At 70.3% G+C, this 15,523-nt stretch carries 8 protein-coding genes; 4 read left to right on the forward strand and 4 right to left on the reverse strand.

Translation table 11 applies throughout. The features are described from left to right. The 4 genes from treS to K6V06_RS18825 form a co-directional block, all read right to left on the reverse strand. The gene (gene treS, locus K6V06_RS18810) at positions 1-3,390 is read right to left on the reverse strand and encodes a maltose alpha-D-glucosyltransferase (RefSeq protein WP_222245655.1); all 3,390 of its coding nucleotides are present in this window, start codon (positions 3,388-3,390) and stop codon (positions 1-3) included. After that, the gene (locus K6V06_RS18815; RefSeq protein WP_222245656.1) at positions 3,387-6,587 is read right to left on the reverse strand and encodes an alpha-1,4-glucan--maltose-1-phosphate maltosyltransferase; all 3,201 of its coding nucleotides are present in this window, start codon (positions 6,585-6,587) and stop codon (positions 3,387-3,389) included. The genes treS and K6V06_RS18815 overlap by 4 nt, the downstream gene beginning before the upstream one ends. 454 nt (positions 6,588-7,041) lie before the next feature. Then, the gene (locus K6V06_RS18820) at positions 7,042-8,154 is read right to left on the reverse strand and encodes a hypothetical protein (RefSeq protein WP_222245657.1); all 1,113 of its coding nucleotides are present in this window, start codon (positions 8,152-8,154) and stop codon (positions 7,042-7,044) included. 108 nt (positions 8,155-8,262) lie between these two features. After that, positions 8,263-8,886: a type 1 glutamine amidotransferase domain-containing protein gene (locus tag K6V06_RS18825; RefSeq protein ID WP_222245658.1), complete on the reverse strand. Its 624-nt coding sequence runs from the start codon at positions 8,884-8,886 to the stop codon at positions 8,263-8,265. A gap of 321 nt (positions 8,887-9,207) precedes the next feature. Here K6V06_RS18825 and K6V06_RS18830 point away from each other — a divergent pair, with 321 nt between their 5' ends. The 4 genes from K6V06_RS18830 to pdeM are packed head-to-tail and all read left to right on the forward strand — an operon-like array spanning position 9,208 to position 15,468. Then, positions 9,208-10,461, forward strand: a complete 1,254-nt coding sequence (locus K6V06_RS18830; RefSeq protein WP_222245659.1) for a ligase-associated DNA damage response exonuclease — start codon at positions 9,208-9,210, stop codon at positions 10,459-10,461. Beyond that, a complete protein-coding gene (locus K6V06_RS18835) occupies positions 10,458-12,143 on the forward strand; it encodes an ATP-dependent DNA ligase (protein WP_222245660.1) in 1,686 nt (561 codons plus the stop codon). Before K6V06_RS18830 ends, K6V06_RS18835 begins: the two co-directional genes overlap by 4 nt. After that, positions 12,140-14,803, forward strand: coding sequence for a ligase-associated DNA damage response DEXH box helicase (locus K6V06_RS18840; RefSeq protein WP_222245661.1), 2,664 nt, complete (start codon positions 12,140-12,142; stop codon positions 14,801-14,803). Before K6V06_RS18835 ends, K6V06_RS18840 begins: the two co-directional genes overlap by 4 nt. Next, positions 14,800-15,468, forward strand: a complete 669-nt coding sequence (pdeM, locus tag K6V06_RS18845) for a ligase-associated DNA damage response endonuclease PdeM (RefSeq protein WP_222245662.1) — start codon at positions 14,800-14,802, stop codon at positions 15,466-15,468. The genes K6V06_RS18840 and pdeM overlap by 4 nt, the downstream gene beginning before the upstream one ends. The last annotated feature ends 55 nt before the right edge of the window (positions 15,469-15,523 follow it).

The raw sequence follows: 15,523 nt of genomic DNA on the forward strand, positions 1-15,523 counted from the left end.
TCAGGATGCGGAAGGCGACGACGGGGCGCCGGCCAGCGTGCGCAGCAGCCGGGCCAGCCCGTGGATCGGCAAGTCGATCCAGGCGACGCGGTTGTCGGCTTCGTACTTGACCTCGTAGGCAGCGCGCTCGAGCAGGAACAGGTCCAGCAGCGGCTGCATCTGCTCGGGCTCGACCCAGCGATGCAGCGCCGATTCGGCGACCTCGCGGTAGCCGCCAAGGAAGGCGCTGGTCGCGGTCTCGCGGAAGCGCTCCAGCAGTTGCTGGCGCCGCTCCTCCTGTGCCGGCGGCAAGGCGCCGTGGCTGCGCTCGCTGCGATTGGTGCCGACGGTGGCGGCGGCATAGTCGAACGAGCGCAGGATGCCGGCGACATCGCGCAGCGGCGAGGTCTTGCGGCGGCGCCAGTCCAGCGACAGGCCCGGCTCGCCCTCGAAGTCGATGATGTAGGTATCGTTCTGCGCGATCAGCACCTGGCCCAGATGCAGGTCGCCGTGGATCCGCGTCTGCAGCGAGCCGGGCGCGGCTTCGGCCAGACCCGCCACCAGATCCTGCAGGCGCTCCCGGCACGACAGCACCGTGTCGATATCGGCCCGCATCTCTTCGTTCTGCTGGCCCTGCTCCGACTTGCCGGCCTGCTCCATCAGCTCCAGCGCGGTGCGCAGCGACGCCATCGCGTCCTCCGCCCACTGGCGCGACTGCTCTTCGCCAGCGGGGACCGGGGCGAAGGCCTCGTCCTCGGTCGGCCGCGCCAGCACCGCGTGCAGCTCGGCCAGGCGCCGGCCGAGCGTGGTCGCCATGGCGGAAAAGCCGCGCATCGCCTCGTTGAACTCGTCGTCGCCATTCTCGGCGGGCATGGCATCGTCGATGGCGCGGCCGACATAGTCGACCGTCCAGCCCCAGCCGTCGCCCTGGTTCAGGATGTAGCCTTGCAGCAGCATCAGCGTGTAGGGCACGCCGCTATTGCCGATGCGCACCACCTCGCCGAACAGCGGCGCCGAATTGGCGTAGCCCTGCTCGGTCAGGTAGCGCGTCATCTCCACCTCGGGGTGGATGCCGCCGGAGACCCGCCGCACCACCTTCAGCACAGCGGAATTGTGGAATGCCAGCGAGCTGTTCGACTGCTCGGCCGACATCCATTGCACCGGCTCGTTCTCCAGCGCAAGGTCGGCCAGGCCCGCCTGGGCGCGGAAGTGGATGGTGCCGCGCGGCGTATCCAGCTGCATGGCGCCGCGCAGCGCGGTGACGACTTCGCGGGCGAATCGCTCCACCACGAAGCCATCGGTGGCCAGGCCCACGCGCGCGCCCTTGCGCACCCGCGCCATCGCCAGGCCGTGCGCGAGCTGCGGAATGCCGGCGCCCGGCGCATCGTGGTCCCACAGGATGGTGACCGGCAGCTGATAGCACTCGCTGCGGCCCGGCAGCCCGACTTCGACTTCGGCCAGGTAGATCGACTCCTTGCTGTGCGGCTCGCCGAACGGGATCGCGTAGGCGATCGACACCTCCTGGATCGGCTCGCTCTTGGAGCCGAACCAGCGGCGGCGGCTGATGTAGTCGGGCAGCACTTCCCGGGAGAGCATCCGTCGCGAGGCCTCGGTGAGGTCGGCCTGCGAGGTGTTCTGCATGATCAGCGTAATCATTTCTGGCATTTGCTCGGGGGCGTCCACATGCCAGGCCGGCGGCTGTGCCTCGTTGGAGAGCACGAACCAATAGAAGCCGTAGGGTGGCAGCGTCAGCAGATAGGTAAGTTGCCCGATCGCGGGAAACGGCGTGGCGCCGAGCATCTCGACCGGCACGCGGCCCTCGAACTCGGACAGGTCCAGTTCGACAGCCTGTGGCGCGCGGGACAGGTTTGCCACGCAGAGAATGTGTTCGCCCTCATGTTCGCGCAGATAGGCGAGGATCTTGCGGTTGCCGGGGAACAGGAAGCGGAACGAACCGCGTCCGAAGGCCCGGTGCTGGCGGCGCAGCGCCAGCATCTTGCGCATCCAGTTCAGCAGCGAATGCGGATCGCGGGTCTGCGCCTCCACATTGACCGCCTCGAAGCCATAGAGCGGTCCCTGCAGCGGCGGCAGCACCAGCCGCTCCGGATCGGCACGGGAGAAGCCGCCATTGCGGTCCGGCGACCACTGCATCGGGGTGCGCACGCCGTCGCGGTCGCCCAGATGGATGTTGTCGCCCATGCCGATCTCGTCGCCATAGTAGATCACCGGCGTGCCGGGCATCGAGAACAGCAGGCTGTTCATCAGTTCGATGCGGCGCCGGTCGCGCTCCATCAGCGGCGCCAGGCGCCGGCGAATGCCCAGGTTGATGCGTGCGCGCCGGTCCGAGGCGTAGACCTGCCACAGGTAATCGCGCTCGCTGCTGGTCACCATTTCCAGCGTCAGCTCGTCGTGGTTGCGCAGGAAGATGGCCCACTGGCAGTTGGGCGGGATCTCCGGCGTCTGCCGGATGATGTCGGTGATCGGGAAGCGGTCTTCCCGGGCGATGGCCATGTACATGCGCGGCATCAGCGGGAAGTGGAACGACATGTGGCACTCGTCGCCGGGCACCAGCTGGCCGTGTTCGTCGACCTGGCCGCCGCCGCCGAAGTACTGCTGCGCATCCTCCGGCCACATGTTGGCCTCGGCCAGCAGCAGGCGGCCCTGATAGTGCTGGTCCAGATGGGCGCGGATCTGCCGGATGACGTTGTGCGTCTCCGGCAGGTTCTCGTTGCTGGTGCCTTCGCGCTCGACCAGGTAGGGCACGGCATCCAGACGCAGGCCATCGACGCCCATGTCGAGCCAGAACCGCATCACGGACAGCACGTCGCGCAGCACCTGCGGGTTGTCGAAGTTCAGGTCGGGCTGGTGCGAATAGAAGCGATGCCAGAAGTAGGCGCCGGCGACCGGGTCCCAGCTCCAGTTCGACTTCTCGGTGTCGCAGAAGATGATGCGCGTGCCGGCGTAGGCCTGGTCGGTGTCGGACCACACGTAGTAGTTGCGCGCCGACGACCCCGGCTTGGCGTGGCGGGCGCGCTGGAACCAGGGATGCTGGTCGGAGGTATGGTTGATCACCAGCTCGGTGATCACCCGCAGGCCGCGCGCATGCGCCGCGGCGATGAAGCGCCGCACCTCGGACAGCGTGCCGTACTCCGGGTGGACGTTGCGGTAGTCGGCGATGTCGTAGCCGTCGTCGCGGCGCGGGGACGGATAGAAGGGCAGCAGCCAGATGGTGTCGACCCCCAGGTTGACCAGGTAGTCGAGCTTTTCCAGCAGCCCGGCAAAGTCGCCGACGCCATCACCGTTGGCGTCGAAGAAGGACTTGATGTGCAGTTGGTAGACGACTGCATCCTTGTACCACAGCGGATCGGCGTTCAGCAGCGCGGTGCTGCCGCGTTCGGTGAGGCGCTTCATGCGGATTCTCCGCGCCCGGGGCGGACATGCCACAGGGCGAAAGGCAGCGAGTGCGGGTCCAGGCGGATATGCTGGTGCTTGCCATGCCAGTGGAAGCGATGGCCTTGCATCAGGTCTTCGGCGATCAGGTAGCCATGGTCGGGCAGGCCCCATTCCCATAGCGGCAGTTCGATGTCCGCTTCGCGCGGCGAGCGCGGGTCGAGGCTGACCGCGGCGAGCACGACATCGTCGCCGAAGCCGGCGTCGGGATCGGGCCCCTTGGGCAGATAGCGCGCGAAGTAGAGGATGCCGTCGTCATTCGCTGGCAGAAACCGCACACCGAGGTGCTGTTGCAGCGCCGGGTGGTTCAGCCGGATCTGGTTCAGCCGCGTGATCTCGGCAATGATGTTGCCGGGGCGGTTGTAGTCCCAGACGCGCAGCTGGTATTTCTCCGAGTCCAGATATTCCTCCTTGGTGACCCCATTGACCACATGGGGGGTGCCCTCGCACAGCTCGAAGCCGTTGTACATGCCCCAAAGGCCGGACAGCATCGTTGCCAGCGCGGCGCGAATCAGGAAGCCGGGGCGGCCGGAGTCGTGCAGGAAGTAGGGGTTGATGTCGGGCGTGTTGACGAAGAAATGCGGGCGGAAATACTCGCGCAGCGGCGTGCGCGTCAGCTCCGTCATGTACTCGATCAGCTCGTGCTTGTGGTTGCGCCAGGTGAAGTAGGTGTACGACTGGCTGAAGCCGAGCTTGGCCAGGCGCGCCATCATCTTCGGTCGGGTGAACGCCTCGGCGAGGAAGATCGCGTCCGGGTAGTGCGCCCGCACGTCCGCGATCATCCATTCCCAGAACGGCAGCGGCTTGGTGTGGGGATTGTCGACCCGGAAGATGCGCACGCCTTCGCTGGCCCAGAACATCACCACATCGCGCAACGCCGTCCACAGCGCCGGCGCGGCGCCGCCCTTGGCGTAGAAGTCGACGTTGACGATGTCCTCGTATTTCTTCGGCGGGTTCTCCGCGTAGCGCAGCGAGCCGTCGGGGCGATGGGCGAACCATTCGGGGTGCTCGCGCAGCCAGGGATGGTCGGGTGAGCACTGGATGGCGAAGTCCAGCGCCAGTTCGAGGCCGGCCGCCGCCGCGGCATCGCGCAGGCGGCGGAAGTCCTCGATGGTGCCCAGCTCCGGGTGGATCGCGTCGTGTCCGCCCTCCGGCGAGCCGATCGCATAGGGGCTGCCCGGGTCGTCGGGCGCCGCCCGCAGGCTGTTGTTGCGGCCCTTGCGGTTCGCCTTGCCGATCGGGTGGATCGGCGGGAAGTACAACACGTCGAAGCCCATCGCGCGGATCATCGGCAGGCGCGCGATGACATCGTCGAAGGTACCGTGCCGGTTCGCGTCGCCGCTCTGCGACCTCGGGAACAGTTCGTACCAGCTGGCAAAGCGCGCGGCCAGCCGCTCCGATTCCACCGGCATCGCCACCGGATGCCGCGTGGCGAAGCCGCGCGGGTCGGCGGCATGCATCAGTTCGCGCGTGCGCGGCGACAGCAGGATTTCCAGCCGCCGCATGTCGTCCCTGGCGGCGGCCTGCAGTTCGGCATGCAGCGCGTCCAGTTCCTGCCGCATCTGCCGCGTGGATTCGCGGTCCACACCGCGCGGATTGCGCTGGACCGCCGCCACCAGGCGCGCGCCTTCCTCGATTTCGAGGGAGATATTGACGCCCGCCTGCTTCTTCTTGGTGACCTCGTCGCACCAGGTCGCGAAGGCATCGTGCCAGGCTTCCACCGTGAATTCGTAGCGGCCAAGCTGGGTGAGCGCGAACGAGCCGACCCAGCGGTCGTTGACCGTCGGGCTCATCGGCGTCTCGTGCCACTCCTTTTCGCCGGGGCCGCGCCACATCACCACCGCGGCGAGCTTGTCGTGGCCGTCCATCCAGATATCGGCGCTGACCTGCACGCTCTCGCCGACCACCCGGCGCACGGCGAACCGGCCGGCGTCGCAGGCCGGCTGCACGTTCTCGATCGCCACGCGCGGCTCCTGCAGCGCGGCGGCGACGCTGCGCTCGAGCGCAGCGCGCACCGAAGCGCCAAAGCGGCGATTGTTGCGCCGCGCTGGCTCGGCCAGCGCGGCGGCCGGCGCGGCCAGGAACAGCTGCACGCCGGCCGGGGGCAGGGTGACGTTGTCCAGCGCGTCCAGCATCTCGCCGGGCTCGACGCCGCCGCCGGGACCGCCTTCCGCGGCCAGCAGGGTGCCGCTGCCGCTGGGCAGGCCGGCCAGGATGCGGTCGGCGGCGAGGGTGGCCGGCTGTTCGGTATCGGGGTTGATGACCACGGCCAGCGTACCGGTCGCGCTGGCGCCTTCGGCGGCAGGGGCGGGCAGGCGCGCCAGCGCGATCAGCGGCGCGTCCGGGCCGCTGACCAGCCGCAGGGCCACCGCCGGCTGGTCGCCACGGGCACCGATCCACGCGTTGGCGTGAATCAGTTCATGCGAGAGGTCGTAGGTCAGCGCGTCGTCGACCGCCGCTCCGGCGTCGTCGCAATTGCCGCCGCCGCATTCGAAGCCGGCCGGCACCAGCAGGCCGTCGCCGATCGCGGCCGCGGTCCACAGGGCGCGCCGCGCGGCCAGCGCGTCCAGCCCCCGCGCCTGCACCGCGGGGGCGGCCAGGACTCGGCCGAACGGGCGCAGCCTGGCAATTTCCTCGGCCAGCCAGCTGCTGCGGTAGTCCCACCAGGGCAGCGAGCAGAAGGCGCCGTCGAAGCCGGCGCTGGCGAGATCGGCGATCTGCGCGGGCGTGGCGCCCGGGGTCCAGGCCAGGAACAGCGGCCCGCTGCCGGCGCTGCGCATGGTCTGGATCAGGCCGGCCCAGTGCCGTCCCGGTATCCGGCCGGGGGCGCGGCAGACGTAGCCGGCGATGCCCAGTCCCGTGCTTTCTCGCAGCCGGTCCGCCCACCATGCCAGCAAGCCGGCCGCGGCATGGCTGTCGTGCCAGCGCATGCGGGCACCGGGCAAGTGATTGTCGGTGTCGCGCGGATCGTACCCGGCGCCGTAGTCGAGCCAGGCGTGGTCGACGCCCGGCCCTTCCTGCGGATAGCGGTCCAGGGCCAGTTCGACCAGGCAGGCCAGGCCCTGTGCCCGGCAATGGGCCGTCAGGGTGGCGAGGGTGTCGCGGTGCAGATGCAGCGGGGAAGCGCCGGTGACCAGCACATGATCGAAGCCGAGCATCCTGGCTCGGTCCAGGGGGCCTTGGTCGGCGTGTAGTACGGCATTCAGGTCAATCTCGCAGATTCGCACGGGTCGGCTCTTCGGTGGCGTTGGGCACGTCCGGGCACAGATGCGAAGCGCGTGCCAATCCGGCGCCGCCCGTCCCCGACAGATAAGGGGTTGACGGCCGGCCTTGCATGGCAAGGCGCGGCGCAGCAAAAGGCGGCTGGCGAAATGACAAGGAAGGTTCGGTCGCCTGTAAAAAGTACAGTGTGCGGCTGGCAGAAAGTATCCGAGGCGGCTGGCGGCGGGCGGGCGCTGTGGTGGGCGGCCCTCTCCCCCGGCCCCTCTCCCACAAGTGGGAGAGGGGAGCACCCCGAGCATGTCACGGGCAAAGGGTTTGCTCCCCTCTCCCGCCCTGCGGGAGTGGGGCCGGGGGAGAGGGCATCCGAGCGCGCGTCGCCCTCAAGCGCCCTCAAGCCGATTCTTCGTGCGCCGCCGCCACCGGTGCGGCATCGCCCGCCGTCGACCCGAGCAGCCACTCGGGGGGCGCGGCAGGCCGCGATTCCTCGCTGCGGCGGCAGACCACCACCGATCCCCCCGCGTGCAGGACCCTGCGGTCGCGGTGCAGCACGGCGGCGACGATGGCGGGATGGCGCTCGACCAATCCCGGGCGCGAGGCCAGCCATGCCTGCCATTGTTCCGGCGCGAACGCCGGGCCGCCGTGCGCCAGCAGGGTGGTCCCCGCTGGCCAGGGCGCCTGCGCGCGAGCGAGCGGGCGCGGCTGCGCCTCCTGCAGGGAAGAGGAGGAAGACGGCAAGGTCCGCAGCACGGGCTGCACGCGGCGCTCGTCGGCGGCGGGCAAGCTTTGCTCGCCATCGCTTGCACTGGCAAGCCAGACGTCGATGGACCCTGCGCCGGCGATCTTCAGTTGCGCGGCGCCGGGATCGAGCTGAATCGCGGCGAGGGCGGTGTCATCGGCCTGCGGCAGGGCGCCCTGCATGCGGTCGATCTGCTGCAGTTGGGCGGCAAAGCCCTGCAGCGCGGCGACGCGCCGCGCGGATTCTGCCGCGCGCCCCATGCCGAGCACGAGCGTGGACAGACGCGCGGTCGAATGCACGTTCAGCCCGCCATGCCCCTGTTCTGCCGAGGCCCAGACCACGCCGATGGCGACGGGCGGCAGCGTCACCGCACCGGGCCGGTCCGCTGGAGACAGTGCCATCCGCAACGCCATGCCGCTCTCGTCCACATGACAGTCGAGCGCGGTGGCGACGCCGGCAAACCGTGCCAGCCGGTTATCGGCGGCGCCGCGGGTGTCGCCGGCGGGCGCGCCGGCGCAGGGAGGGGCGTCCACCGCCAGCAGTTCGACCTGGGGCGGGGCGGCGCCGGTCACCTCCTCCTGCAAGGCGCGAAGGTAGATGGTGCCGCCGCCCGCATGTTGCAGCATGCCCTCGGCACACCGCTGCGCGGCCTGCACGAGCCGCTCCGTGGCGATCTCGCCGAAGCCGCAGCGCAGCGCCAGGTCATTGGCGGCAGTACTGACGACCGTCAGATCGCCGCTCGATCCGATGGGAAGACGAAGCTGCATGACCGGTCCGGTAGTGGCGCTGAAGCAGCCGCCACAAAGAGAACGTTGGAACAGGTCCGGGCGGCAGGAACTGGCCCTGGCCGCGCAGACAGGTCGCACCCGGCTGCCTCAGCCGTTGCGCGCGCGCTTGCCCAGTTCGGCGAACAACTTGACGATCTCGGCATTGAAGGCCGGGATATCGTCGGGCTTGCGGCTGCTGACCCAGTTGGCGTCGCGCACCACTTCGCGGTCGACCCATTCCCCGCCGGCATTGCGGATGTCGTCCGCCAGCGAGGGCCAGCTGGTCAGGGTCCGGCCCTGGACCAGCCCCGAGGACACCAGCAGCCAGGGACCATGGCAGATCACCGCGATGGGCTTGCCGTCGTCCTGCATCTTCTTCACGAAACGCTGGGCCTCCGGCACCATGCGTAGCGCATCGGCGTTCATGGTGCCGCCGGGCAGCAGCACGCCATCGAAGTCGTCCGGATACGCCTCGGCCAGGGTTGCCTGCACGCCGAAGCGGTCGCCCTTCTCGTCGTGATGCGCCCCCTGGACCTCGCCAGCCTGCGGCGCGACGATCACCGTCTCCGCGCCGGCTTGCTGCAGTGCCTGGCGCGGACCGGTCAGTTCGACCTGCTCGAACATGTCGGTCACCAGCACCGCGATGCGCTGGCCCTGCAGCGGATGCTGCGGATCGGCGCTGGACGGCGCGCCGGTGGCGGTTCCTGCGCTGTTCTGGGCGTTCTGGTTCATGCGAAGTCCTCCTGTTGCGATGTTCGGCACACGGCACGGAGCGGTCCGCGAGGGCCTCATCGATCGGCTTGTAGCTTTTTCGGCCGGCGGTAAAAAGCGCACGCCGGTCGCCCGCGTGCGGCCTTGCGTGGCGCTCCACGCGACGCTCCATTGCCCCGAAGGCGAAACAGGCGGCAAGAACCGTGCCCCTGCGCACGAAGCGAAGCGCAACGCCGCCCGTGCGTCAGCGGAAGCCCGATGCGGCGAAGGCGCGGCATGGTCTAACATCGATCGCATCTGCAATCGAAGCGCCGCCGGCGTCCTTGCCGCGGCGCCGGCACGATGGATCTAGTCGTTGCGACCCGCGAGGGCCTGTACTGTCCGCCGGGCGATTTCCATATCGATCCCTGGCGCCCGGTGTCCCGCGCCGTCATCACCCATGCGCATTCGGACCATGCCCGCGTCGGCCATGGTCATTACCTGTGCGCGACGCCAGGGCGAGAGGTGCTGCTCACGCGGCTGCCCGGCATCCATCTCGATTGCCTGGACTATGGCAGCGTCATCGAGCACCGCGGCGTGCGGGTGTCGCTGCATCCGGCCGGCCACGTCCTTGGCTCGGCACAGGTTCGGCTCGAATATCGCGGGCAGGTGTGGGTGGCTTCGGGCGACTACAAGCTGGAGGCCGATGGCACCTGCGACCCGTTCGAGCCGGTGCGTTGCGACACCTTCATTACCGAAAGCACCTTCGGTCTGCCGATCTACCGCTGGGAGCCGCAGGCGCGGGTGTTCGGCCAGATGCTGTCCTGGTGGCGCGACAATGCCCGCTCGGGGCGCGCCAGCGTGCTCTATTGCTACGCCTTCGGCAAGGCGCAGCGCATCCTGCATGGACTGGCCAGCGTTGCCGGTGCCGACGGCCTGCCGGGCCTGGTCGTGCTGCATGGCGCGCTGGAAGCGCTGACGCGAGCCTATGCGGAAGCGGGCGTCGAAATGCCGGAGACCGTGCACGCATCCTCGCTGCCGCCACGCAGCCCGCTGCTGCGGCAAGCGCTGGTGCTGGCGCCACCGTCGGCGGCCCGCTCGACCTGGCTGCGCCGCTTCGGCGATGCCAGCGAAGCGTTTGCCAGCGGCTGGATGCGCATCCGCGGCACCCGGCGGCGCCGTGCGGTGGATCGCGGCTTCGTGCTGTCGGACCATGCCGACTGGCCCGGTTTGCATCGGGCCATCGAGGCCACCGGCGCGCAGCGGATCATCGTCACCCATGGCTATGTGCCGGCGATGGTGCGCTACCTGAACGAGCGCGGCTGGACGGCGCAGGGCTTCGACACGCGCTATGGCGACGAGGAAGACGAGGCGCAGGAGCAGCAGGAGCCCGGCGTCACGCCCGGCGGCAAACCGGGGCTGCAGCCCGAGCCTGAGCCCGGTATCGACGTGCCGCCGGAACCGGGAATCGCCCCCGAGCGGGAGGACGAGGGAGAGCGCGACAGCGACGAAGCCGACGATAACGATGAAGCGGACGAGGCAGAGGACGCGTCGACATCCGAGGATTCGGCAGCGCGCGCGCGGCAACCCGGTGCCGACGGGAGACGCCGCGCATGAAGGCATTCGCCGCGTTGTACGGGGAGCTCGATTCCACCACCTCGAACAATGCCAAGCTGGCCGCGCTGGCCGCCTATCTGCGCGCGGCGCCGCCCGCCGACGCCGCCTGGGCGGTCTACTTCCTGTCTGGCGGCAAACCGCGGCAGCTGGTGCCGGTGGCCATCCTGCGCAGCCTTGCCGAGCAGGCATCGCGCCTGCCGTCGTGGCTGTTCGAGGAGAGCTACCAGGCCGTCGGCGATCTGGCGGAGACGCTGGCGCTGCTGCTGCCGCCCGCCGAGGAGCGCGACGACGCGGGTCTGGCGCAATGGGTCGAGGAGCGCCTGCTGCCGCTGCGCGGCCTGCCCCCCGACGTGCTGCTGCCCCGGCTGGACCAGCTGTGGCGGCCGCTCGATGCGCAGGGCCGGTTGGTGCTGTTCAAGCTGATCACCGGCAGCTTCCGCGTGGGCGTCTCGCGGCTGCTGGTCACCCGCGCGCTCGGCGAGGTCGCGGGGCTGGACCCGAAGCGGATCGCCGAACGGATGGTCGGCTATACCGACGTGTCGGCGCGGCCCGATGCCGCGCGCTACCTGGCATTGCTGGCGCCGGACGGCGACGGCAGCAACGGCTCGGCTGGTCACGACGAGAGCGCCCGAGGCGGGCAGCCCTATCCCTTCTTCCTTGCGCATCCGCTCCAGCTGGAGGAGACGCGCTTCGACGAGGTGTTGGGTTCGCCGCAACGCTGGCAGGTCGAATGGAAGTGGGACGGCATCCGCGCGCAGATCGTGCGCCGCGACGGCAAGGTGTGGGTCTGGTCGCGCGGCGAGGACCTGATCACCGAGCGGTTCCCGGAACTGGCCGAAGCGGGCATGGCGCTGCCGGACGGCACCGTCATCGATGGCGAGATCGTGGTGTGGCGCGACGACCGGGTGCAGCCGTTCGCGCAGTTGCAGCAGCGCATCGGCCGCAAGAACCTGACGCCGCGATTGCTGCGCGAGGCGCCCGCCGCCCTGCTGGCCTATGACGTGCTCGAATGGGAAGGGCAGGACTGCCGCACCCTGCCGCAGATGCAGCGGCGCGCGTTGCTCGAGCGCGTGCTGGCTGAACATCCAGCGCCGGCGCTGTTGCCCAGCCCGCTGGTACAGGCCGCCGACTGGCAGGACTACGGGCGGCTGCGCGAGAGCTCGCGCGAGCGCGGTGTCGAAGGCTTCATGCTCAAGGCCGCCGACGCCGCCTACGGCGCGGGCCGCACCAAGGATGTTGGCGTCTGGTGGAAGTGGAAGGTCGACCCCTATGCCATCGACGCGGTGCTGATCTACGCCCAGCGCGGCCACGGCCGCCGAGCCAGTCTCTATACCGACTTTACCTTCGCCGTGTGGAACGCGCCGCCCGGCACGCCGGGGCGCGAACTGGTGCCGTTCGCCAAGGCATACTCGGGCCTGACCGACGCGGAGATGCGCAAGGTCGATGCGATCGTGCGCCGCACTACCGTCGAGACCTTCGGTCCGGTGCGCAGCGTCGAGCCAACCCAGGTGTTCGAACTCGGCTTCGAGGGCATTGCCCGCAGCAGCCGGCACAAGAGCGGCATTGCCGTGCGCTTTCCGCGCATGTTGCGCTGGCGTACCGACAAGCCGGTGGAGGAGGCGGACACGCTGCAGACCCTGGCGGCGCTGCTGCCCGAGGCCGAGCGCGAGGCGCCGGCATGATGGCGGACGCGCTGCAGCCGGCCCCGGCGCCCGCCCACGCGATCGAAGCCTGGTTCGAGCGGCAGGGCTGGCAGCCATTTCCGTTCCAGCGGCAGGTCTGGCAGGCGATGCGCGCCCGTCATAGCGGGCTGGTGCACGCCACCACCGGCACCGGCAAGACCTATGCGGCCTGGCTGGGGGCGTTGCTTGCGCATGCCGAGGCGGACGATCGGCCGGGGGCGCGCGCATCGAAGACCGCCCAGCCTGTGGCCGCGCCGCTGACCGTGCTGTGGCTGACGCCGATGCGGGCGCTGGCGGCCGACACCGCGCGCGCGCTTGCGGCACCGCTGCAGGCCCTGGGCATCGGCTGGAGCGTTGGCCTGCGCACCGGCGATACCGGCTCGAGCGAGCGCGCGGCGCAGGCGCGCCGGTTGCCGAGCGCGCTGGTGACGACGCCCGAAAGCCTGTCGCTGCTGCTCACGCGCGCCGATGCGCGCGAGGCGGTCGGCCGGGTCCGCGTGGTGGTGGTGGACGAATGGCACGAGCTGATCGGCAGCAAGCGCGGGGTGCAGGTGCAACTGGCGCTGGCCCGGCTGCGGCAATGGCAGCCAGGGTTGGTCGTGTGGGGGCTGTCGGCGACGCTGGGCAACCTGAACCATGCCGCCGACGTGCTGTTGGCGGGCGTGCCCGCCGGGGCCCGCACCCTGGTGCAGGGACGGATGCCGAAGGACCTGCGCATCGATACGCTGCTGCCCGATGCGGCCGGGCGTTTTCCCTGGGCCGGACATCTGGGCCTGTCGATGCTGCCGCATGTGGTGCGCGAGATCGATGCGAGCAGCACGACGCTGGTCTTTCTCAATACCCGCTCGCAGGCGGAACTGTGGTACCAGGCACTGCTCGAGGCTCGGCCGGACTGGGCGGGGCAGCTAGCGCTGCATCATGGCTCGCTCGACCGCGAGGTGCGCGAGTGGGTGGAACTGGGGCTCAAGCAGGGCAGCCTGCGCGCGGTGGTCTGTACGTCGAGCCTGGATCTGGGCGTGGATTTCCTGCCGGTCGAGCGCGTGCTGCAGATCGGCTCGCCCAAGGGCGTGGCGCGCCTGCTGCAGCGGGCCGGGCGTTCCGGCCATGCACCCGGGCGGCCTTCGCGCGTGACCATCGTTCCCACGCACAGCCTGGAACTGGTCGAGGCAGTGGCCGCCCGGCAGGCGGTCGCGCAGGGCCGGATCGAGTCGCGCGAATCGCCCGACAAACCGCTGGACGTGCTGGTGCAGCATCTGGTCACGGTGGCGCTGGGCGGCGGATTTCGTCCGGATGCGCTGCTGGACGAAGTGCGGGGCGCGTGGGCGTATCGCGACCTGAGCGAGGACGAATGGCAATGGTGTCTCGATTTCGTCCGGCAGGGCGGCCGCACCTTGTCCGCGTATCCGGACTATCGCCGCGTCGAGCCGGATGCGGACGGCGTCTGGCGCGTGCCCGACGCGCGCCTGGCGCGGCGCCACCGGATGAGCGTGGGCACCATCGTCAGCGACGCCACCATGCAGGTGCGCTGGTGGAGCCGCGGCGGCAGCGGGGGCGGGGCGCTCGGTACCGTGGAAGAGGGTTTTATCGCGCGGCTCGCGCCGGGCGACTGCTTCCTGTTCGGCGGACGCCTGCTGGAACTGGTGCGCGTGCAGGAGATGACCGCCTACGTCCGCCGCGCGAGTTCGGGCCGGCCGGCAGTGCCGCGCTGGAACGGCGGCCGCATGCCGCTCTCGACCGAGCTGGCCGACGCGGTGGTGGCGACGCTGCAGGCGGCCGCTTCCGGCGGGCTCGATCCGGCCACCACGCCGGAGCTGCCGCTGATCCTGCCGCTGGTGCAATTGCAGCAGCGCTGGTCGTCGCTGCCCGCCGCGGACACCCTGCTGGCGGAGACGCTGGATTCGCGCGAGGGCTCCCATCTGTTTCTCTATCCGTTCGCCGGCCGCTCGGTGCATCTGGGTCTGGGCAGCCTGCTGGCGTGGCGGCTCGGTTCGCAGCTGCCGGCCACCTTCTCGGTCGCCGTCAACGACTATGGCCTTGAATTGCTCGCGTCGCGCCCGATCGACTGGGGGCATTGGCTGCCGCTGGTGCTGGCGCAGGAGCGGCAGCGCGATCTGGTCGCCGACGTGATGGCAAGCCTCAACGCAGGCGAGCTGTCGCTGCGGCGCTTCCGCGAGATCGCGCGCGTGGCCGGGCTGGTGTTCCAGGGCTTCCCCGGCGCCAACAAGAGTGCGCGGCAGTTGCAGGCCTCGTCGAGCCTGTTCTACGAGGTGTTTCGCAAGCACGATCCCGGCAACCTGCTGCTGGGACAGGCCGAGCGCGAAGTCCTGCGGCAGGAGCTGGACGTCGCGCGGCTGACCGCGACGCTGGAGCGCATGGCGCAGCGGCGGCTGGACTTGCGCGAACTGAAGCGCCCCTCGCCGCTGTCCTTCCCGCTGGTGGTGGAATTCCTGCGGGAGAAGCTCAGTACCGAGAAGCTGGCCGACCGCATCGCCCGGATGCTGGCCGAGCTGGAGCGCGCGGCGGGACCGCAGGCCGACGCGCCGCAGCAGGGCGAAGTCGCCGAGATCGCCCGCTTCGGCATGAGCGACCATGCCGGTCCGGCGGGCGGGCGCAAGCCGCGGCGCGCGCGCAAGAGCTCGAAGCCGCTGCCGCTGCTATGAACCCGACGGCGCACTGCGAACTCGACGTGCTTGGCGAACGGCTGTGCCTGTTGCCCGAGCGGGCGCTGTGGTGGCCGGCACGCCGCATGCTGCTGGTTGCCGACGTGCATATCGGCAAGGCGGCGGCGTTCCGCTCGCTGGGGCAGCCGGTGCCCACCGGCACCACCGAGGACAATCTGGCGCGCCTGACGGCGCTGGTGCAGGCGTGGCCGGCACGTCAGCTGGTGCTGCTGGGCGACTTCCTGCACGCTCGCGCGAGCCGCACGCCGTCGGTGCTGCGCGCGTTGCGGCAGTGGCGCGACGCCTTGCCGGCGGACCTGCAATGCGTGCTGGTGCGCGGCAACCATGACCGGCATGCGGGTGACCCACCGGCGGCGCTCGGTATCGAACCGGTCACCGAGCCCTGGCTGCAGGCGCCGTTCGCGCTCTGTCACCTGCCGGGCGCGGCACGGGGCGGCTATGGTATCGCCGGCCACCTGCATCCGGCGTGCACCTTGCGCAGCGGCAGCGACACGTTGCGCCTGCCGTGTTTCGTGTTCGGCGAGCAGGGCGCGATCCTGCCGGCGTTCGGCGCCTTCACCGGGCACGCCGGCGTGCCGCGCCTCGCGGGGCAGCGCCGCTTCGTCGTTGGCGGCGGGCGCGTCTGGCCCGTGCCGGGCGGTTAGGGCGCGCCTTCGGCAGCCGGACCGCGGCGACGCTGCCGCTACAATGGCGCGTTCC

The organism is Cupriavidus sp. AU9028, from assembly GCF_019795295.1.
GTDB lineage: Bacteria > Pseudomonadota > Gammaproteobacteria > Burkholderiales > Burkholderiaceae > Cupriavidus.

Coding starts and splice junctions, on each gene's coding strand:
- K6V06_RS18820 (WP_222245657.1), bottom strand. CDS start 8,154: ATGCAGCTTCGTCTTCCCATCGGATCGAGCGGCGATCTGACGGTCGTC.
- K6V06_RS18835 (WP_222245660.1), top strand. CDS start 10,458: ATGAAGGCATTCGCCGCGTTGTACGGGGAGCTCGATTCCACCACCTCG.
- pdeM (WP_222245662.1), top strand. CDS start 14,800: ATGAACCCGACGGCGCACTGCGAACTCGACGTGCTTGGCGAACGGCTG.
- K6V06_RS18830 (WP_222245659.1), top strand. CDS start 9,208: ATGGATCTAGTCGTTGCGACCCGCGAGGGCCTGTACTGTCCGCCGGGC.
- K6V06_RS18840 (WP_222245661.1), top strand. CDS start 12,140: ATGATGGCGGACGCGCTGCAGCCGGCCCCGGCGCCCGCCCACGCGATC.
- treS (WP_222245655.1), bottom strand. CDS start 3,390: ATGAAGCGCCTCACCGAACGCGGCAGCACCGCGCTGCTGAACGCCGAT.
- K6V06_RS18825 (WP_222245658.1), bottom strand. CDS start 8,886: ATGAACCAGAACGCCCAGAACAGCGCAGGAACCGCCACCGGCGCGCCG.
- K6V06_RS18815 (WP_222245656.1), bottom strand. CDS start 6,587: ATGCTCGGCTTCGATCATGTGCTGGTCACCGGCGCTTCCCCGCTGCAT.